This window comes from Streptosporangium sp. NPDC006930, from assembly GCF_040635605.1.
Classification (GTDB): Bacteria; Actinomycetota; Actinomycetes; order Streptosporangiales; family Streptosporangiaceae; genus Streptosporangium.
The window spans coordinates 44,283-64,032 of sequence record NZ_JBEYID010000024.1; the positions used below are offsets into that span (position 1 = coordinate 44,283).

The following is a 19,750-nucleotide window of genomic DNA, read 5'->3' on the forward strand; positions in this document are numbered from 1 at the left end:
CAAGGGAGCGGACCGCCCTCCGAGGCCGGTCCGACCGTCTCTAACCGTCGAGGTAGGCGAGCTGCGCGCGGACCGACATCTCGGCGTAGGGCCGGAGCGCCCCGTCCACGTCCGCGTAGACGATCTCGACGATCTCCGCGGGCGTCGTCGCGCCCCACCGTCGTGCCTCCCGGATCTGGTCCAGTCTCCGCCGCCGGTGCGCGATGTAGCCGTCGAGGGCGGCGATCGGGTCGGGCAGCACCGGACCGTGGCCGGGCAGCAGCGCCTCGGCCCCGGCCCCCTCGGCCTTCGCCCTGAGCAGGTCGAGGGAGCGCAGGTAGTCGGCCAGGTCGCCGTCCGAGGCGATCACGGTGGTGCCGCGGCCGAGCACCGTGTCGCCGGTGAGGATCGCCCGGTCCTGTGGCAGCCAGAAGCAGAGCGAGTCGAACGAGTGGCCGGGTGTGCCCACGACGTGAACCTCCAGGTCCCCGGCCGTGAGCACGTCTCCGTCGCCGAGCCCCTCCTCGCCCAGCCGGTGCGCGGGGTCCAGCGCCCTGACGGGCGCGCCGACCAGTCCGGCGAACGTCGCGGCGCCGCCGCTGTGGTCGTGGTGGCCGTGGGTGAGCAGGATCGCGGCGACCCTACGGCCCTCCAGGTGCCCGGCGACCCGCGAAAGGTGCTCGTGGTCGTCCGGTCCCGGGTCGACGACGAACACCTCCTCCTCGCTCGCGGGAAGACCGATCACCCACGTGTTCGTACCGTCCAGGGTCATCTCGGAGGGGTTGGGGGCGAGGAGGTTGAACGCGTGGTCCGTGCCGGCGCCGTCGGGCCCCTCCAGGGGGATCCGCAACCCACTCATCGCGCACCGAACCGGTAGTCGTCGTCGAGCACGATGCGCATCTCCCCGTCCACCTCGGCGATCCCCGGCATGAACGTCACGATCTCACGCTCGGCCGCGAGCACCTCGGGCACCCTCTCGTAGGCGCTCAACTCGGTGAGCGTGCGGTGCGTCGGGGGCATCAGGAAGATCTGGCCGGTCTCGCCCTGGCCGAGCGCGTCGGCGGGCCGCACCCAGGCGACCTGGTCGGCCTCGCCGCCGACGTCGCGGGTGAGCTGGCCCGGCGGTAGCGCCGCGACGAAGAACCGGGTGTCGAAGCGCCTGGCCTCGACCTCGGGGGTGATCCAGTGCGTCCAGGGACGGAGCAGGTCGGAGCGGAGGACCAGGCCGCGCCTGTCGAGGAAGTCGGCGAAGGAGAGGGTCTTGCCGATCAGGGCGAGCCGGTCGGCCTCCCAGTCGTCGCCGGTGGTGTCGGACACGACGGACTCCGCGGACGGTCCGGCGAGCAGCACCCCCGACTCCTCGAACGTCTCCCGTACGGCGGCGCACACCAGGCCCCTCGCGGTCCGCTCGTCCGCGCGGAAGATCTCGCCCCAGGCGGCGGGCGAGGGACCGGCCCAGGCGATCACCTGGTCGGTGTCGCGCGGGTCGACCGACCCGCCGGGGAACACGTAGGCCCCGGCGGCGAAGGCCATGCTCGCCCTGCGCCGCAACAGGTAGACCTCCAGCCCGCCGGCGTCCTCGCGGAGGACGACCACGGTGGCGGCGTCCCTGGCCGGGACGGGAGCCACCCGCCCGGCCAGAATGTCGCGTGCACGTTCGCCCAGCTCACCGGGGAGCGGAATACCGCCCATTTGACACCCTCCACCAGAACATCACTCGGTTTCAGGTCCATCATGTGGCACGCCACCGCCCCGGACAACCACGGCACCACCCGGACAATAACTGCGTCATCCGGCTAAACCCAGATAAAAACGGCTTTGCTCTGACAAGCGCAGCCCCATCCGGACAAAAACCGGCAGGCGCCGGGCCGTCACCGGCCTGCGGAGCCGCCCTGCCCGGAGGGCGCACCCACACGGCTCCGGCGAGCCCTCACAGCGCCCGTACGGCCCCGTCGAGCCTCATTCGCCCTGAGACCTCATCCGCTGCCGACGGGCCCCATCGGGCCGCCAGGGGCCCTCTCGATCCCGGGGCCCCTGAGATCTCAGCGAACCTCGGCGATCACCTCGACCTCGACCGGCGCGTCCAGCGGGAGGACGGCGACGCCGACCGCGCTGCGGGCATGCTTGCCCGCGTCGCCGAGCACCGCGGCGAGCAGGTCGCTCGCGCCGTTGACGACCTGCGGCTGGCCGGTGAAGTCAGGGGCGCTGGCCACGAAGCCGACCACCTTGACGATCCGCACGATGTTCGACAATCCCCCTGCCGCCGACGCGACCGCGGCGAGGGCGTTGAGCGCGCACACCCTCGCGAGCGCGTAGGCGTCCTCGACGTCCACCTCGGCGCCGACCTTCCCGATCGCCATCAGCTTGCCGTCCACGATCGGGAGCTGCCCCGAGGTGTAAACGTGGTTGCCGGAACGCACCGCCGGGACGTACGCCGCCAGTGGCGGCACCACCTCCGGCAGGATCAGGCCGAGTTCGGCCAGTCTCTCCTCGCCTGTCACTGCTTGGGCCGCTTCAGGTAGGCGACCAGCTGCTCGGGGTTGGGGCCGGGCACGACCTGGACGAGCTCCCAGCCGTCCTGCCCCCAGTTGTCGAGAATCTGCTTCGTCGCGTGGACCAGCAGCGGCACCGTCGAGTACTCCCATTTCGTCATGCGGGACACATTAGCGAGACCGCCCGCGGTGAACGGCCCACCGCGCCCTCTCGGGCACCTCGCCTCCCTCGCCCGCCCGCCCCTGGACGGCCTCCCGGGCGGAACCGAACCGACGACCAGGACGGTCCACCGCGGGAAGCTGTGAGAATCTGCATATTTACTTTCCGCATTCGATCGATTAGTGAGACGGCGGCGCACGGTTCACCGGGCCGCGCGCCAGGTCCCGCTCCGACGCCTGCGGCCCGCGTCACCCCGGCAACCAGGGGAAAACGGTCGTATGCCCGCTCGGCGGCGGAACCCCCGAGCGGGCGCCCACCCGGGCCGGCCCGCCCTCCTCGGGTGGGGAGCGGTGCGGGTGCGCGGTCTCCGGAGGAAGGCGCCGAGGAGTTGTCAAGTACCGGTTGGGTAGCCTTCGAAGAGTGAGAGCTCGCGACACCGATTGGGACGGCGTACGCCTTCACGTCGTCACAGGCAAGGGCGGCACCGGCAAGACCACGGTCGCCGCCGCACTCGCGCTCGCCCTCGCGGCGGGTGGTGGAAAGGTCCTGCTGGTCGAGGTCGAAGGCCGCCAGGGGATCTCCCGGGTCTTCGACCTGCCACCGCTGCCGTACGAGGAGCGCAAGATCGCCGTCGCGCCCGACGGCGGGGACGTCTACGCGCTGGCCGTCGACGCCGAGGAGGCCATGCTCGAATATCTTGAGCTGTTCTACGGCATGCGCAGGGCGGGCAGGGCGCTCAGCAAGATCGGCATCGTCGACTTCGCCACCACCATCGCCCCCGGCTTTCGCGACGTCCTGGTCACCGGCAAGACGAGCGAGGCCGTCCGGCGCAGGGGCAAGGACGGCAGGAGGGTCTACGACGCGGTCGTGCTGGACGCGCCGCCGACGGGCAGGATCGCGCGCTTCCTCAACGTCACCAACGAGGTCGCGGGGCTGGCGAGAGTCGGCCCGATCAAGAACCACGCCGACCTGGTGAACGGCGTCGTGTCCTCCCCGGAGACCGCCGTGCACTTCGTCACGCTCCTGGAGGAGATGCCGGTCCAGGAGACCCTGGACGGCCTGCGAGAGCTCCGCGCCGCCGGGCTCCCGCCCGGTGGGATCTTCGTCAACATGATCCGCGAGTCGCTGCTCCCCGCCCCGGTCCTGGAAGCCGCCGCCGAGGGCAGGTTCGACCCGAGTGAGCTGGCACTCGGCCTCAAGGCCGCGGGGCTCATCGACGGCGGCTCCGCCGCGGTCACGGTGGCCGAGGCCCTGACCGAGGAGATCGCCGAGCACGCCCACCGCACCGAGCTGGAGCGGCAGGAGAGACTGGCGCTGGACGAGGCCGCCCGCCCTCGTTACGACCTGCCGCTGCTGGCCGACGGCGTGGATCTGGCCGGGCTGTACGAGCTGGCGGAATCGATCCGCAACCAGGGAGCAGCGTGAAGACCCCCCCGTTCCTCGACCTCGACGCGATCATCGACGACCCGAACACCCGCATCGTCGTCTGCTGTGGCTCCGGCGGTGTCGGGAAGACCACCACCGCCGCGGCGCTGGGACTGCGCGCGGCCGAGCGGGGTCGTTCCGCCGTGGTGCTCACGGTCGACCCCGCGCGACGGCTCGCGCAGTCGATGGGGCTCACCGAACTCGACAACACCCCCAGGCCCGTCACGGGCGTCGAGGGGGAGGGCCGTCTGCACGCCATGATGCTCGACATGAAGCGGACCTTCGACGAGATCATCGAGGCGCACGCCGACCCCGAGCGAGCCCGTCAGATCCTGACGAACCCCTTCTACCAGTCCCTGTCGTCCAGCTTCTCCGGCACGCAGGAGTACATGGCGATGGAGAAGCTGGGCCAGCTCAGGCGGTCGGACGACTGGGATCTGATCATCGTCGACACCCCGCCGTCCCGCTCCGCCCTCGACTTCCTCGACGCCCCCGAGCGGCTCGGCCGCTTCCTCGACGGCAAGCTCATCCGGCTGCTCATGCTTCCCGCCAAGGCCGGGGGGCGCAGCGCGTTCAAGCTGTTCAACGCCGGTTTCGGCATCGTCGCCGGGGCGTTGACCAAGTTGCTGGGCGCGCAGGTGCTCAAGGACCTGCAGACGTTCGTGTCCGCGTTGGACGCCGTCTTCGGCGGTTTCAGGGCTCGCGCGGAGCAGACCTACCGGCTCCTGCAGGCCCCGGGGACGGCGTTCGTCGTCGTCGCCTCGCCCGAGCGCGACGCGATACGCGAGGCGTCCTACTTCGTGGAGAGGCTCGCCGAGGAGCGCATGCCCCTCGCGGGTCTCGTGGTCAACCGGGTGCACCGCTCACCCGCGTCCATGCTGTCCGGGGCGCGGAGCACCGCCGCCGCCGAGGACCTGGAGTCGCGCGGAGAGCACGAACTCACCTCGGCGGTGCTGCGGTTGCACGCCGGACGAATGCAGCTGGCCGCCCGCGAGCAGCGCGAGGAGGAGCACTTCGTCTCCGCCCATCCCACGGTGCCCGTCGCGCGGGTCCCCGCGATGGCGCAGGACGTGCACGATCTGGAAGGACTGCGCGAGGTGGGTCAGCTCCTGGCCGCCCGCTAGGAGAAGCCTTCCCGCGGGAGGAGAACGAGTCAGGGAGCGCGCCCGGCGGGCACACTCCCTGACCTTTATGCAATCGTTATACGCATGTACGGCTGGCGCCCGGCGCCAGCCGTACGGGATCGGCGCGAACTCAGCCGGCGATCAGCTCGTTAGTCCGCTCGTACTCCTCTTTGGCCAACTCCAGCAGGTCCCGCCAGGAGTCGACATCCGGTCGCCGACGCAACAGCGCTCGGCGTTCGCGCTCGGTCATCCCGCCCCACACCCCGAACTCGATGCGATTGTCCAACGCATCGGCGAGGCACTCGGTCCGGACCGGGCATCCTCGGCAGATCAGCTTCGCTCGGTTCTGGGCAGCGCCCTGAACGAACAACGCGTCAGGATCCGCACCCTTACAGGCCGCACGGGAGGTCCAATCCGTGATCCACATTCGACCCCACTCCCCTTTAGGTGGTCAGTCGTGACTTGGGCCGACGGGCGCGGGCGTCAGGCCTCGGTATTCAATTGCTGCAGAAAGAGAACGTACGCAACCAGACGTTCGGGCCGACAGACCCCGGCGGGACCAAATTCTCACATGGTCATCCACGGCCATCTGGCCGGGAATGACTAGTCACCTGCCCGAGATACAGGACAAAGCCAAACTAAGATGGCGTTCCGTTACCGTATGGGTCATCTGCCCGACGTACTCTGGGACTCGTGCAAGCTCAAGGCAAAGACCAGCGGTCTGTGATCGGCGCGGTCGGTAACGTGGTGAAGTTGCTCGGCGCGGCGACTGTCACGGGTGTGCTGGTCGCCGCCGTGGCGCTTCCGACGGTGGGTGGCGCGGGGCTGACGGTGAACGCGGCGGCGGACGAGCTACGTCTTCTCCCCGAAGAGCTCCAGGAGCCCCCACTCGCGGAGAAGACCACTCTGCTCGACGCCGACGGCAAGCAGTTCGCCCAGTTCTACTTCGAGAACCGCGAGTCGGTGAAGCTGGACGCGGTCGCCGACGTCATGAAGACGGCGATCGTGGCGATCGAGGACTTCCGGTTCTACGAGCACGGGGCGATCGACCTGGAGGGCACCTTCCGCGCGGCCGTGAAGAACGTCTCCGGCGGCGGAGTCGTCCAGGGCGGCTCCTCCATCACGCAGCAGTACGTCAAGCTCGTGCTGGTCAACGCCGCGGAGAGCAAGGAGGAGCAGGAGGCCGCGATCGCTCCCACGCTCTCCAGGAAGCTCAACGAGCTGCGCTACGCGCTGGCCATCGAGGAGAAGTACACCAAGTCGGAGATCCTTGAGCGCTACCTGAACATCTCCTACTACGGCGCGGGTGCCTACGGCATCCAGGCCGCGTCCAAGCGCTTCTTCAACAAGTCCGCCTCGAAGCTCACCCTGTGGGAGGCGGCCACCCTCGCCGGAGCCGTGCAGAACCCGAGCGTGACCGATCCCAACGCGGGCAAGGCCTCCCGCGACCGGTTGCTGGCTCGGCGCAACGTCGTGCTGAACCGGATGGCCGAGCTCGGCAAGATCACGCCGCAGGAGGCGGAGGAGGCCAAGAAGAAGAAGCTCGGCTTCAAGAACATCGAGGCCCCCGGCGGCTGCGAGGAGAGCCCCTACCCGTACTTCTGCCTCTACGTGCGGCATGAGATCGCGACGAACGAGGACTTCGGCAAGACCCGCAAGCAGCGCGAGAGGCTGCTGCAGCGAGGCGGCCTCGTCATCAAGACGACGCTCGACCCGAAGGCGCAGAAGGCCGCGGAGAAGGCGATCAAGCAGTACGTCAAGACCAGCGACAAGCCGGTCGCCTCGCAGGCGATGATCGTCCCCGGCACCGGCGCCGTGAAGGCGATGGCCGCCAGCCGCAAGTTCGGCAGGAACAAGAAGAAGAACGAGATCAGCTACAACCTCGTCGGCGACAGGACGCACGGCGGCGGAGCGGGTTTCCAGGCGGGCTCCACGTTCAAGCCCTTCACCCTGCTGACCGCCCTGGACCAGGGCATGAAGCTGAACGACGGCTTCGGCACCGGTTCCGGCTACAAGGCCCCCAGCAGGAGCGCGTTCCGCGACTGCAAGGGCAACGTGGTCGGCGACACGAACCACGAGGTCAAGAACTCCAGCGAGGGCGGCGGCGGCTTCAAGACCCTGACCAGCGGCACCCTGGGCTCGGTGAACACCTTCTTCATGCGCCTGTCGCAGGAGGTCGGCCTCTGCGACACGGTCAAGATGGCCAAGAGCCTGGGCATCAAGCGTGCCGACGGCGAGCCGCTGAAGGAGTTCGAGACCTTCACCCTCGGCATCAACGAGATGGACCCGGTGACGGTCTCCGCCGCCTACGCGACGATCGCCGCCCGCGGCACCTACTGCACCCCGATGGTGATCACCGAGAGCACCGACCGCGACGGCAAGAAGACCTCCTACAAGCCCAAGTGCAAGCAGGTCCTTGACGAGGAGGTCGCCGACGCGGCCACCCACATCATGTCCGGGGTCTTCACCAAGGGCACGATGACCGAGGTCGGCGGCATCGGCCGGCCGGCGGCGGGCAAGACCGGCACCACCGACGCCTACACCGCCGCCTGGTTCGCCGGATTCACCCCCGATCTCGCCTCCGCGGTCAGCCTCGGCGACCCGCGCGGCGCCTTCAAGCACGACCTGACCGGCGTGACCATCGGCGGGCGCTACTACAGCTACGTGTACGGTGCCTCGATCTCCGGGCGGATCTGGAAGAACTCCATGATCGGCGCGCTCAAGGGGGTCGAGGCGACTCCCTTCACCTCGGTGAACATGTCGCGCTTCGGCGGCTGTTCCCCCGGCCGGTGCGAGCCCAAGCCCCCGCCGAAGCGCGACGGTGACGGCCCCGGAGACGGCCCCGGTGACCGCCGGGGTGACAACCGAGGCGACAACGGCGGCGGCCCGTTCAGGCCGGGTGGCGACGGCCGGGAGGTCAACGGAGGTGACCCGTTCGGCGGCGCCCCGATCGCACCGACCGTCCCGTAGCCCCCGAACGCCCCGGCGGTTCCGTAGCGGCCCCGGAACCGCCGGACCGTCGGATCAGGGCGCCGCCAGGCGGGCACGTACGGCCTGCGCGACACGACCGCCCTCGGCGCGTCCGGCGACCTTCGGGTTCACGATCTTCATGACCTGCCCCATGGCCTGCGGCCCGGCGGCGCCGCTCTCGGCGATGGCCTCGTCCACGAGCCCGGCGAGCTCGTCGTCGGACAACTGCGCGGGCAGGTACGCCTCAAGCACGGCCTGCTCGTCGACCTCGGCCTGGGCCTGCTCCACCCGGCCGGCACCGCTGAACGCCTCGGCCGCCTCGCGACGCTTCTTCGCCTCCTTGGCCAGCACCTTGACGATCTCGTCGTCACTGAGCTCGCGTGCCGTCTTGCCCGAGACCTCCTCGACGTTCACGGCCGCGAGGGCCATGCGAATCGTGCGGGTGCGGATCTCGTCCCTGCTCTTCATGGAGGCCGTGAGATCGGCCTTCAGCTTGTCCTTCAATGCGCTCATGATGTCCATCTTGCCGCCTCACCAGCCCCGCCGTATCCCGAGTTTCCGTTCGAGGGCTCGATCTCGGGCATGATGAGAAGGTGAGGAAAGCAGCCGCGGTGCCCCTGTCCCTGTTCGGCGTCGGCCTGGCCGGCCTCGCGTACGCCTCGTTCGTCGAGCGCAACGCGTTCCGGCTGCGCCGCTTCGACGTGCCCGTTCTGGAGCCGGGACAGCGGCCGGTGCGCATCCTCCACCTGTCCGACCTGCACCTCACCCCCGGCAGGCGGAGGCTGATCGAGTGGGTGCGCTCGCTCGGCGCCCTCAACCCCGATCTGGTGGTCAACACCGGCGACTCCATCGCGCATCCCGACGCGGTCGCGCCCCTCATGCACGCCCTGGAGCCCCTGCTGTCACGCCCGGGCCTGTTCGTCTACGGCTCCAACGACATGTACGAGCCGCGGCCGAAGAATCCCGCGCGCTACCTCTGGCGCACCTCCAAGGCCGACTACGGCCAGAAGATCCCCAACCTCCCCTGGGAGGAGCTGGGCGCCGCCATGGCCGCCGAGGGCTGGCTCGACGTGAACAACACCACCGCCCGCCTCAAGGTCGGCGATCTCGACGTGGCGGTGGGCGGCATCCACGACTCCCACATCAACCTCGACCGCTACGACCTGATCGCCGGCCCCGCCCCGGCGGCGGCCGACCTGCGCCTGGGTGTGATGCACTCGCCGGAGCCCCGCAACATGACCCGCTTCGCCGCCGACGGCTACCAGTTGCTGCTCGCCGGGCACACCCACGGCGGTCAGCTCTGCGTCCCCTTCTACGGCGCACTGGTCACCAACTGCGGCATCGACCGGGCCCGGGTCAAGGGCATGAGCCGCCACGACTCCGCCTACCTGCACGTCTCCGCCGGTCTCGGCACCAGCCCCTACGCCCCGGTCCGTTTCTCCTGCTATCCCGAGGCGAGCCTCCTCACCCTGGTGCCCCGCCGCCGTGGCGACGCAAGCACCCACGAAGTCCGCTAGACTTTCCCAAGCACGAGCAAGTCCGGACGTGCGACCGGGGTGTGGCGCAGCTTGGTAGCGCGCTTCGTTCGGGACGAAGAGGCCGCAGGTTCAAATCCTGTCACCCCGACGTTGAGTGTCCCGAAGTGAGAGCCTGGTCACCAGAAATGGTGACCAGGCTTTTGGCTTGTGGACCCCGTTCGGATCGCGAAAGCAAGTGGCCATCTGGCGAAATTTCTCCCATTCGCCTATTTCATCCAGCAGTGCCCGCTTTGTTGATCGGTTCCCGCTGCCCTCCGGACCGGACGGATGCCCCCGCCTGCCTCGCCCCGCCGGTGACGGTGCCTCGGAACACCGGCGTGGCGACGAAGGCGAAGGCCCGTCCCCGGGCCGGAGCGTCCGGGACTCCGGGGATCCGGAGGTCACCGAACCGCGTCGTCCGTGATCCCTTCCGGCACGAAGCCCTCCGGCAGGTCCCGCAGGTGGTGACCACCGGCCGTGACACGCACCGGGCCTCCGACGGCGAACATGATCTGGTGGACACTGCGGATCAGCACCCGCCCGACGGCCGAGTCGATCGCCCCCGCGAAGTGGGGAACGCTCGTGCTGTAGTTCACGTCGAACACGACCTCGCAGCCCTCGGGCAGGTCCGTGCTCGTCCACACCCCCTTGAGGTGCTGGAAATCCCCACTGACCTGCTCGAACTCGATGCGGTACGGCTGCCGGCCGCCTCCGGACCCCTGGCTGCGCTGCACCCACCGCGCCGTACCGCCACGGAAGGCCAGCACCCACTGGCGGAGCCCGTCGCCGGTGTCGGAGACGGAGACGATGTCACGGGCGTACGCGGGGTATGCCGCCTCGTCGCCGAGCCGTTCGATCACCTCGGCGGCCGTCGCCGGCACCGTGGCCTTCAGAATGCGAGATGTCATGACGCATGCTCCTTCTCAGTCCGCCGGGCGGATGACGCTGACGCCCTGCAGGCGGGTGGTGCGCAGCATGGGGTGGCTCGCCTCTCCGAAGGCACCGCCGGTGAGACCGGGCCCGCCCTGATTGGGCAGGAAGGGCAGGAAGCCACTGTGCGAATCATTGATCTTCAGGTTGCCGCCGTTGACGACCCCCTCCAGGAACCGCTCGATCGTCGAGGTCCCGGTCGACCAGACGGAGTTACGCAGGCCGTACGCGTTGGTGTTCACGAAGGCCAGCACCTCCTCCAGGAGAGCCTCGTCATCCGTCCCGGCGTCGGGGACGATGATCGGCAGAAGCGGGAAGAAGGTCTCGTCGCGGACCACCGAGAGCGACCTGGCGTTGCCGAGCCCGTCGACACGGACGATGCTCGGCTCGACGAAGAACCCCGTCTCGGACGGTGATCCGTCCACTTCGAGGCGACGGCCACCGTGGACGAGCTTCGCACCCTTGGAAAGGGCCTCCCCCAGGCAGCCGAAGAACCAGTCGACCCCCAGAACCGGGGTGAGCACCACACCGACCTCGTCCGGGTATCCCGGCTGGATCCTCCGGGTGGCCACGACCAGCCGCTCGATGAGCTCGTCCGCGATCGCCGGATGGACGACCACCTGGTTGGGCACGTTGCAGATCTGGCCGGAGTTCATGAAGAACTGGGTGAGGGTCTCCACCGTGGCGTCCAGGTCGGCGTCGTGCCACACCACGCAGCAGTCGTTACCCGCGAGTTCCAGGATCGGCTTCTTACCCGCGGCGATGCAGTCGGCCTCGAACTCAAGCCCCTTCTTGCTGCCCCCGAAGTAGAGGACGTCGTCGACGTGCTCGCTCGCCATCCAGGCGTCGAGCATGGGCGGCCCGCAGAGGGCGTTGAGCGTTCCCGGCGGCGCTCCCGCCTCTTCGAGCACCGGCGCCACGATCTCCCGCATCGCGTACATGCAGCTGAGAGCGACCCCCCGCGGTGCGCGTACCACCACGGCGTTGCCCGCGATGAGGGAGGTGAGGCCGTTCAGCGCGTTGACCGCCGCGGCGTTCTGGGGCGGGTTGATGCAGACGACCCCGTCCGGAACGCGACGCAGGATCATCTCACGGTCGCCGTCCCATCGGCGGAACTCCATCTGCTCGGCGCACCATTCGAGGGTCTCCCGGCTCCAACTGGTGTACGGGAGCCCGCCGATCATGCCTTGGGCCGCGGAGCGCGGTGTGCCCTCGGCGACGAGGATCTCGACGAGGGGGTCGAGGTGCTCAAGCATCCTTTTCGCGATGCGGCGTCCGATCTCGATTCGCTCGCCGAGCGGAACGCGTCTCCATTCCGGGGCGGCGCCGGCGGCCGATTCCAGGGCGAGGGCCGTCATGCTCTCGTCGGCGACGACGCACGCCCCCACGACACGTTCCCCCGCGGTGTGCGAATCGGTGATTCCCAGATCGAGATCACGCTTGAGCCCCAAGGTGGGGAAGGTGTCCTCGATGAGGGCCCGAGCGGTGAGCGTGTGAACAAGCTGGGCGTTCTCGCCGGTGACATCTCGGCCGCAGATGTAAGCGGGATATATCCCAAATTTCACATTTCCTCCTTCGCTCGATATGACCACGGCTGATATTCACGCTATGTGCGGTAATAGCAGTGGAGCAATGGGCGTGTCATAAGGGCTTCTTATGAAGCCCAAGAGCCATTTCTTATCGAGTTCGGGCCGACCAGGGGCTGGGCCGCTGTTCACCGAGCAGGGCACCGCCGCCCAAGGGGGACCGCCGGACCTTCCACTCACCACCCCGCCGATCCGTCCGGCACCCCATCCGTCCGACATCCCATGCATCCGGCACCCCGCTCGTCCGACACCCCATGCACCCGACGCCCCGCTCGCCCAACATCCCGTTCATCCGGCACCCCCCTTTCCGCCCAGCCCCCGCCCGTCCGCCCCCCTTTCCGCCGGGCGCGGGGTTCGCGGGTCGGCGTGATCACGAAGGCCCCATCTGGCGCGAACCTGCGCGCGGCACACCCCCTCCCATCCATCCCGCCCATGCCACTATGTCCCGTTCAGCACGTTCCGTTCGGTTCCACTTCGCCGATATGGATCGTCCTCGCATGTGCGATGACAAAGCGATCAATACCGCATGACTGCCAGGCTATTTAGCCATTAGGGCATGAATATGCGAAGGTAGGGTGATTGTTCGCGATGTTTCGGCTCAGCACGGTGAGCCGGTAAGGAGCCCTCGTTGTTCAGGCGTCTTCCCCGGTGGGCCGTCGCGGTCCCCCTCGCCCTCACGCTGGCTGCCACCCTGTCCGGCTGCGGCTCCAGCGAACCGCCCCCCACCACGGCCTCCTCCGGCGACGGGACCACGACGCTGACGGTGCTCGCCGCCGCGTCGCTGACCGGCACGTTCACCGAACTGGGAAAAGCCTTCGAAGTCGCGCACCCGGACATGACGGTGCGTTTCAGCTTCGGCTCCAGCGCCACCCTGGCCCAGCAGATCGTCGCGGGCGCCCCGGCCGACGTCTTCGCCGCCGCCAGCCCGGCCACGATGAAGACCGTCACCGACGCCTCCCTCGCCACCGGCCCAACCACCTTCGCGCGCAACATCCTCCAGATCGCCGTCCCTGCCGACAACCCGGCCAAGGTCGACGACCTGGCCGACCTGGCCGACCCGAAGGTCAAGGTCGCCCTCTGCGCCGAGCAGGTGCCCTGCGGTGCCGCCGCGGTCAAGGCCCTGGACGCCGCCGGCCTCAAGGTCACCCCCGTCACCCTGGAGCAGGACGTCAAGGCCACCCTCACCAAGGTCGGGCTCGGCGAGGTCGACGCCGCCCTCGTCTACAGGACCGACGTCATCGCCTCCGGCGGCAAGGTCCAGGGCATCGACTTCCCCGAGGCCGAAAAGGCGATCAACGACTACCCGATCGCGGCCCTGTCCGGCGCACCCGCCCCCGAGGCGGCGAAGCGGTTCGTCGACCTCGTGCTGTCACAGCAGGGTAAGGACGTACTGACCAAGGCCGGTTTCCAAACACCCTGACCGCTGCCACGACACCCTCCGTGACGCGACATCCCCGCGCCCACCCGTACGGGAAACCCTGCGCGGGGCGCGCGTCCGGCGTCTCGCCCGCGCCGTCGAGGACCTTCTCCACCTCGATCCCGGCCCTCGCGAGGCCGGCGAAGCGGATCCGCCGAGATACCTCACACCGGCATCACCGGGCCCTCTGCCCCCATAACTACCCATCTAGCGCCCTTTAGCGACATAAAGTAACCCCCCGGAGTCGAGCGACAGCAGACGGTAATGTACGTTTGTGGTCATGATCGTGTCGATGCGACGAGTCGCGCAGCGCGGAGGCGTCACCCTCGCGCTGGGACTGGCCGTGCTCGGCGCCGTCATATTGATGCATCTGGCACTGTGCGTCGTAACCCCCGCACACCGGGGGCACTTCCACGCACCCGGCCATCGGTCACCGGCCGCCGCGACCGCTGTCACCGCCGCGGGGCATCTCACCGCGATCGGCGCGGAGGTGCCCGCGGATCACGTACCGTGCCCGGCGCCACCACCCACCGAGGAGGATCACCACCTGTGCGGGGCGGCGGCCGGAGCGCAGATCACCGGTACGCGTGCCCCGGTGCCGACCGGCCCGGTCATCGGTGGCCCGGTGGCCGTCGACGAGGCCCCGGCACCCTCGCCGTCGCCCGCGTGGCGCCGCGCGCGGCCGGTCCGCCCGCCCCCGGGTGCGGTGTTACTCCTTCTCAAATCCGTTTCCCGTATATAGCCCGCCCCGCGGGCCCGCTCGTCAACGACTCCGCACTCCTCACGAGGCTCCTCGCGAGTTCCTCATGAGCGGTAGAGCCGTCGCTCAAGCGTGCCCAGAAGCGAGTTGATCACATCGCATCCAGGGGAAACGGATCATGACATACACACTTAATTCACCACAGGTAGCGGCCGACCGGCCGCAGATCGACACCGCCTCACTCGGCCGGCTGATCACCGGGGCCACCTGCCACACTCCCGAGCACGTGGTCGGCAACACCCCCGTGCTCTGGGTTCCCGAGATCGCCTCGGGGCTGGGGCACGGATTCTGGGCGAAGTTGGAAGGCGGCAACCCCGGCGGGATCAAGGACCGCTCCGCGCTCTACATCGTCGAGCGGGCGCGCGAGCGCGGCCTGCTGCGACCGGGAGCACCCATCGTGGAGTCCACCAGCGGGACCTTCGGGCTGGGCCTGGCGCTGGCCGGCATCGTGCACGGCCACCCGGTGACGCTGGTGACCGACCCGGGCATGGAACCGCTGATGCACCGGTTGCTGTCGGCCTACGGGGCCCGCGTCGTCGTCGTCACCGAACCGCATCCGGTGGGCGGCTGGCAGCAGGCCCGTCGGCAGCGCGTGCGGGAACTGCTCGGCGAGCACCCGGACGCCTACTGCCCCGACCAGTACAACAACCCCGACAACGTCGCCGCCTACGCGGGACTCGCCGTTGAGCTGGCCGGTCAGCTCGGGCGGATCGACGTCCTGGTATGCAGTGTGGGCACCGGTGGCCACAGCGCCGGCGTTCATCGCGCGCTCCGGCGCTTCTATCCCGACCTGCGGCTCGTCGGCGTCGACACGATCGGCTCGACCATCTTCGGCCAGCCCGCGCGCTCGCGGCTCATGCGCGGCCTGGGCAGCAGCATCCACCCGCGCAACGTGGCGTACGAGGCCTTCGGGGAGGTGCACTGGGTCGCGCCCGCGGAGGCGGTCTGGGCCTGCCGGCGGCTGGCCGCGCTGCGGTACGCCACCGGCGGCTGGAGCGTCGGCGCGGTGGCCCTGGTGGCGTCCTGGCTCGCCCGCACGCTGCCCGGATACACCCGGATAGCGGCGATCTTCCCCGACGGTCCGCACCGCTACTTCGACACGGTCTTCAACGACGACTACTGCGCGGAACGCGGCCTGCTCGGCGCGCCCCCGACGACGGACCCCGACGAGATCACCCATCCGGCCGAACGCGAGGTGACGCGCTGGACGCGATGCGCGACCGTGCCCGACCCGGTCACCTTCCCGAGAGACGGCGATGCCTTCCAGAAAGACGGCGACGTCTCCCTGGAAAAGCGGGTCGCCTTCCCCGAAGACAGTGTCGTCTTCCCGGGAGACGGCGTCGTGGAAACGTCGTCGGCCGCCGCGGAAGACGGCGCCCGCGCCGAGGTCGTCGCCGTCGAGGAGACAACCGGGAAAGGTGGCCCCCGGTGAGAGGCACCGTCGCCCTGGCCCGCTCCTTCGACCGGCCGGTGAGACTGCTGCTGATCAACCAGCTCACCATCAACACCGGCTTCTACATGCTGATGCCCTATCTGGCCGGTCACCTGTCGGGAACGCTGGCACTGCCGGCCGCACTGGTCGGCCTGGTCCTGGGCATCCGCAACCTCAGCCAGCAGGGCATGTTCCTGGTCGGCGGTACCCTCGCCGACAGGCTCGGCCACAAGCCCATGATCGTCGCGGGCTGCGGGCTGCGCACGGTGGCGTTCCTGCTGCTCGCCGTGGCCGACTCCCTGCCCGCGCTGGTGGTCGCCTCGGCCCTGACCGGGTTCGCCGGCGCGCTGTTCAACCCCGCCGTACGGGCCTACCTCGCCCGCGAGGCCGGGGCGCGCAAGGTCGAGGCGTTCGCCGTGTTCAACGCCTTCTCCCAGGTCGGCATCCTCATCGGACCGCTCGTCGGCCTGCTGCTCAACGCGGTGGCCTTCAGGCTCGTCTGCCTGGTCGCGGGCGTGCTGTTCGCGATCCTGACGGTCGCACAGACGCGAGCCCTGCCCGCGGGAGCCGCTCCGGAGGGCGAGGAGGGGCGAGGCGTGCTGCCGGCCTGGCGCGAGGTGGTCGGTGACCGGCCGTTCCTGCTGTTCTCCCTGGCCATGATCGGCTCCTACGTGCTGAACTTCCAGATCTACCTGGGGCTGCCGCTGGAGATCCGCCGGGCGACGGGCGGTGAGCTGGGAATCACCCTCGTGTTCGCCGTCTCGGCGGTGATGACCCTGGCGGGCCAGGCCCGTCTCACGGCGTGGGCGACCCGGCGGTGGCGACCGCCGCAGGCCATCGCGTGGGGCCTGGTCCTGATGGGACTCGCCTTCGTCCCCCTCGCCCTGGCCGCCCCCTGGGCGGGCACCGCCGTCGTGCCGTCCGGCGGAGCCGCCCTGATGCTCGCGCTCGTCCCCGTCCTGGGGACCACGGTGCTGCTCAGCCTGGCCACCATGATCATCTATCCGTTCGAGATGGCGACCGTCGCCACCTTCGGAGGCCGGGACATGGTGGGGACGTACTACGGGCTCTACAGCACCCTGGCCGGCGTCGGTATCGCCGTGGGCAACCTGCTCACCGGGTCGGCCCTGGATCTGGGTACGCGGGTCGGTCTGCCGAGCCTGCCGTGGCTGGTCCTGGCACTGATCGGCCTCGGCTGTGCCACGGCCGTCGCCGTTCTGGATCGATCGGGGCGCCTGGCGACCCCGCCGAGGGCTGCCCCGGCGACGGCGTGAGGCACCAGAGGCCGGTCCGGCCCTGACGATCGGCGGGGGCGGGGGACCATCTCACCGAGATTCCGTACTTCCCCGTCCCCGCGGTCCCCGCCGGTCGTCAGGGGTCGGCGCTCGGCCGCGGCGGACGACGGTGCGATCAGGAGGAGTCGTCCGGTACGCGTGCGTCCGGCCTGTTCGGCCCTCGACCCACCGGCGCCATCCGTCACGACGCGCTCAGGAACGGCGCCGCCCGTCACGGCCCGCTCAGGAACGGACAAGGCGGGCGATCGCGTCGGACGCCTCCCTCACCTTCTCCTCGGCCTCGGCTCCCCCCTTGGCCGTGGCCTCGGCCACGCAGTGCGCCAGGTGCTCCTCCAACAGGGACAGCGCGAAGGACTGCAGTGCCCGGTTGGCCGCCGACACCTGGGTGAGGATGTCGATGCAGTACTTGTCCTCCTCGACCATCCGCTGCAGGCCCCGGACCTGCCCCTCGATCCGACGCAGCCGCCGCACATGGTCCTGCTTGTTGGCGGTGTATCCGTACATCTCGCCCCCTCCGCTCGGCTTCCCCTGCGAAAGAATACCCCCCGCTAGTATTCAAGGCAGCCTCGCCGTTCGTGCCCGGCCTACATGCCGCCGACCATCTCGGCGGGCGGCGGCACCGGCTCCCACCCGCCCACCAGCCCACGGGTGGTGATCGTGACCGCGCAGCGTTGCGCGGCGTACGTGAGGGCCATGGCGTGATGTTCCGGGGAGAAGTCGGCGACGGCATCGGCGACGAGGAACGGCTGAAGGTCCTGCATGAAGGCGTCGCAGGCGGTCATGAGGCAGCCGATGTGCGCGTAGACACCGCAGACGATGATCTGGTCGCGCCCCATCGCGTCCATCCGGGTACGCAGGTCGGTCCTGTGGAAGGCGCTGTAGCGCCACTTGGTGAGCAGGATGTCGGATTCCGAGGGAAGGAGGCTCGCGACGATCTCGCTCTCGCGAAGACCGGCGATGCCCGCTCCCCAGAAGTCCTGGAGCAGGCCGCGCTCATGCCTGCTCTGGCCGCCGGGCTGCACCGAGTAGACGACGGGAACCCCCAGCCCCGCGCAGACGTCGCGCAGGAGACCGATGTTGGCGATGAGCCCGGTCAGCGGGGAGGCGTCGGCGGTGAAGGGGGCGAGGAAGTAGTTCTGCATGTCGTGGACCAGCAGGATGGCGCGGCGCGGATCAGGGCGCCAGCTCACCCGGTTCTCGGGCAGGTCGTTCTCCCTCGGCAGCGGGTAGGAGGCGATCTGGGGAAGGGCCACGGGCGCTGTCTCCTTTCCTCGGTTTTCGTCGGGTTTCCTGCGGCTTTTCTGCGGCTTTTCTGCGGCTTTTCTGCGGCTTTTCTGCGGTGACGGAACCTTCTCGCGGTGGCGAACCGCCTCCCGCGACGGTGAACCTCTTCCGTGACGGCGAGTCGTCTCCCCGTGGCGGATCATCGCCCGTGACGGCGGATCGCTGCCCGTACCGGCGGGTCAGCGGTCCTGGTCCAGGCCGACGGCGCGGAGCATGGTCTGGAACTTGGCGGTGGTCTCGGCGAACTCGGTCTCCGGTACCGACCCCGCGACGATCCCCGCGCCCGCGAACAGCCTCAGGGTCTGGTCGGCGATCTCGGCGCAGCGGATGGTCACGACCCATTCGCCGTCGCCCGTCGCGTCACCCCACCCGACCAGGCCGGCGTACAGACCGCGGTCGAACGACTCGATCTCCTCGATGGCCTCGCGCGCGGCGCCCGCGGGCGTGCCGCAGACGGCGGGGGTGGGGTGCAGCACGGTGGCCAGTTCCAGCGAGGTGACCGCCGGGTCGTCCAGCACGCCGGTGATCCGGGTCGACAGGTGCCACATGGAGGCGGTGGACAGCGGCGAGGGCCCGGCGGGGACGGACAGCTTCCTGCAGTACGGGCGCAACGTCTCCACGATGCTCTCGATCACCAGGGCGTGCTCGCGGAGGTCCTTGTCCGAGGCGAGCAGAGCGCGGGCCCGTTCGCGGTCGACGACGGGGTCGGGGTGGCGGGGCGCGGACCCCGCGAGCGGGTTCGTCGTGATCCGGCGGCCCCAGCGGGAGACGAGGAGTTCGGGACTGGCTCCCAGGAGGGTGCGGGCCGTGTCATCGCTCGACGGCAGGTCGACCGCGTAACCATAGGCCTGCGGGTCGCGCCGGACGAGGTTGCGCAGGATACGGCCTACGTCGACGGGGACGCCCATGGTGATGTCCAGGGTCCGGGCCAGCACGATTTTCTGGAGCTCTCCGGCGGTCAGCTTGGCCAGCGCCTTCTCCACACCGCGCATGTAGTCGTCGGAATCGGAGACCGGACCGACCCCGGTGAACGTCCCCGTGATCCGCTCGGGAGCGGCGGAGATGCCGGTCGGCGGACTCGTCCAGCAGACGGTGGCGGGCACCAGCAGGCGCGCGGGACGATCGTCGCGGAAGGGAACCGCGCCCACCACCACGGGGTTGGGGTGACCGGAATCCCGCGCGTCGCGCAGGGCCGAGGCGACGCGACCCTGCAGGCTCGTCGTCCCGGAATCGGGGACCTCCTGGACCACCCCTCTGGCGAGCAGGGTCCTGGTCGGCGAGGTGAAGAAGAAGGTACCGGGCTCGTAATCTCCCAGAAGGTCGGGCATTCGAGACATGGTCATGGTGTCGTTTGACGACATGGCTAAGAGGTCTCCTGT

Annotated in this window: 19 protein-coding genes and 1 tRNA gene; 9 read left to right on the forward strand and 11 right to left on the reverse strand. The window is 69.5% G+C overall.

Features of this window, described 5'->3' with window-relative positions; all coding sequences use genetic code 11:
* Window positions 1–40 precede the first annotated feature (40 nt).
* From ABZ664_RS32165 to ABZ664_RS32180, 4 genes are all read right to left on the reverse strand, one after another.
* Window positions 41–838 (reverse strand): MBL fold metallo-hydrolase, encoded by a 798-nt coding sequence (locus ABZ664_RS32165; protein ID WP_362518218.1) that lies wholly within the window; start codon window positions 836–838, stop codon window positions 41–43.
* Window positions 835–1,671 carry an NUDIX hydrolase gene (locus ABZ664_RS32170; RefSeq protein WP_362518220.1) on the reverse strand — a complete coding sequence of 279 codons (837 nt, stop codon included), beginning with the start codon at window positions 1,669–1,671 and terminating at the stop codon, window positions 835–837. Before ABZ664_RS32170 ends, ABZ664_RS32165 begins: the two co-directional genes overlap by 4 nt.
* A 350-nt stretch (window positions 1,672–2,021) precedes the next feature.
* A complete protein-coding gene (locus ABZ664_RS32175) occupies window positions 2,022–2,480 on the reverse strand; it encodes a RidA family protein (protein WP_362518223.1) in 459 nt (152 codons plus the stop codon).
* Window positions 2,477–2,632: a DUF4177 domain-containing protein gene (locus ABZ664_RS32180; protein WP_012887236.1), complete on the reverse strand. Its 156-nt coding sequence runs from the start codon at window positions 2,630–2,632 to the stop codon at window positions 2,477–2,479. Before ABZ664_RS32180 ends, ABZ664_RS32175 begins: the two co-directional genes overlap by 4 nt.
* Window positions 2,633–3,051: 419 nt before the next feature.
* Here ABZ664_RS32180 and ABZ664_RS32185 point away from each other — a divergent pair, with 419 nt between their 5' ends.
* Window positions 3,052–4,056 (forward strand): ArsA-related P-loop ATPase, encoded by a 1,005-nt coding sequence (locus ABZ664_RS32185; RefSeq protein ID WP_362518226.1) that lies wholly within the window; start codon window positions 3,052–3,054, stop codon window positions 4,054–4,056.
* Window positions 4,053–5,180 (forward strand): ArsA family ATPase, encoded by a 1,128-nt coding sequence (locus ABZ664_RS32190; RefSeq protein ID WP_362518229.1) that lies wholly within the window; start codon window positions 4,053–4,055, stop codon window positions 5,178–5,180. Before ABZ664_RS32185 ends, ABZ664_RS32190 begins: the two co-directional genes overlap by 4 nt.
* A gap of 130 nt (window positions 5,181–5,310) precedes the next feature.
* On the opposite strand, the gene ABZ664_RS32195 is transcribed toward ABZ664_RS32190, so the two are convergent.
* Window positions 5,311–5,607, reverse strand: coding sequence for a WhiB family transcriptional regulator (locus ABZ664_RS32195; RefSeq protein ID WP_012887233.1), 297 nt, complete (start codon window positions 5,605–5,607; stop codon window positions 5,311–5,313).
* A 266-nt stretch (window positions 5,608–5,873) separates the two neighbouring features.
* Here ABZ664_RS32195 and ABZ664_RS32200 point away from each other — a divergent pair, with 266 nt between their 5' ends.
* Window positions 5,874–8,150 (forward strand): transglycosylase domain-containing protein, encoded by a 2,277-nt coding sequence (locus ABZ664_RS32200; RefSeq protein ID WP_362518232.1) that lies wholly within the window; start codon window positions 5,874–5,876, stop codon window positions 8,148–8,150.
* 54 nt (window positions 8,151–8,204) lie between these two features.
* On the opposite strand, the gene ABZ664_RS32205 is transcribed toward ABZ664_RS32200, so the two are convergent.
* The gene (locus ABZ664_RS32205) at window positions 8,205–8,663 is read right to left on the reverse strand and encodes a GatB/YqeY domain-containing protein (RefSeq protein WP_362518235.1); all 459 of its coding nucleotides are present in this window, start codon (window positions 8,661–8,663) and stop codon (window positions 8,205–8,207) included.
* An 80-nt stretch (window positions 8,664–8,743) separates the two neighbouring features.
* Here ABZ664_RS32205 and ABZ664_RS32210 point away from each other — a divergent pair, with 80 nt between their 5' ends.
* Both ABZ664_RS32210 and ABZ664_RS32215 read left to right on the forward strand, forming a co-directional pair.
* A complete protein-coding gene (locus ABZ664_RS32210; protein WP_362518238.1) occupies window positions 8,744–9,667 on the forward strand; it encodes a metallophosphoesterase in 924 nt (307 codons plus the stop codon).
* Between the two features lie 35 nt (window positions 9,668–9,702).
* Window positions 9,703–9,776, forward strand: a tRNA-Pro gene (locus ABZ664_RS32215).
* Between the two features lie 292 nt (window positions 9,777–10,068).
* Here ABZ664_RS32215 and ABZ664_RS32220 read toward each other — a convergent pair.
* Entirely contained in the window at window positions 10,069–10,575 is a 507-nt protein-coding gene (locus tag ABZ664_RS32220) for an SRPBCC family protein (protein ID WP_362518241.1), read from the reverse strand.
* Window positions 10,576–10,590: 15 nt separating this feature from the next.
* Complete coding sequence (locus ABZ664_RS32225) at window positions 10,591–12,162, reverse strand: aldehyde dehydrogenase (RefSeq protein ID WP_362518244.1); 1,572 nt, start codon at window positions 12,160–12,162, stop codon at window positions 10,591–10,593.
* Between the two features lie 649 nt (window positions 12,163–12,811).
* Here ABZ664_RS32225 and modA point away from each other — a divergent pair.
* The 4 genes from modA to ABZ664_RS32245 all read left to right on the forward strand — a co-directional run bounded on the left by modA (window position 12,812) and on the right by ABZ664_RS32245 (window position 17,066).
* On the forward strand, window positions 12,812–13,603 hold the full coding sequence (gene modA / locus ABZ664_RS32230) for a molybdate ABC transporter substrate-binding protein (protein ID WP_362518247.1): 792 nt from the start codon (window positions 12,812–12,814) through the stop codon (window positions 13,601–13,603).
* A gap of 289 nt (window positions 13,604–13,892) precedes the next feature.
* Window positions 13,893–14,342, forward strand: a complete 450-nt coding sequence (locus tag ABZ664_RS32235; RefSeq protein WP_362518250.1) for a hypothetical protein — start codon at window positions 13,893–13,895, stop codon at window positions 14,340–14,342.
* A gap of 136 nt (window positions 14,343–14,478) precedes the next feature.
* Entirely contained in the window at window positions 14,479–15,792 is a 1,314-nt protein-coding gene (locus tag ABZ664_RS32240) for a PLP-dependent cysteine synthase family protein (RefSeq protein ID WP_362518254.1), read from the forward strand.
* Window positions 15,789–17,066, forward strand: a complete 1,278-nt coding sequence (locus ABZ664_RS32245; RefSeq protein ID WP_362518258.1) for an MFS transporter — start codon at window positions 15,789–15,791, stop codon at window positions 17,064–17,066. Before ABZ664_RS32240 ends, ABZ664_RS32245 begins: the two co-directional genes overlap by 4 nt.
* A gap of 243 nt (window positions 17,067–17,309) precedes the next feature.
* On the opposite strand, the gene ABZ664_RS32250 is transcribed toward ABZ664_RS32245, so the two are convergent.
* The 3 genes from ABZ664_RS32250 to dhbC form a co-directional block, all read right to left on the reverse strand.
* Window positions 17,310–17,591 carry a metal-sensitive transcriptional regulator gene (locus ABZ664_RS32250; protein WP_350942464.1) on the reverse strand — a complete coding sequence of 94 codons (282 nt, stop codon included), beginning with the start codon at window positions 17,589–17,591 and terminating at the stop codon, window positions 17,310–17,312.
* A gap of 80 nt (window positions 17,592–17,671) precedes the next feature.
* On the reverse strand, window positions 17,672–18,340 hold the full coding sequence (locus tag ABZ664_RS32255; RefSeq protein ID WP_362518265.1) for an isochorismatase family protein: 669 nt from the start codon (window positions 18,338–18,340) through the stop codon (window positions 17,672–17,674).
* A gap of 210 nt (window positions 18,341–18,550) precedes the next feature.
* Entirely contained in the window at window positions 18,551–19,699 is a 1,149-nt protein-coding gene (dhbC, locus tag ABZ664_RS32260) for an isochorismate synthase DhbC (protein WP_362518271.1), read from the reverse strand.
* Window positions 19,700–19,750 lie beyond the last annotated feature (51 nt).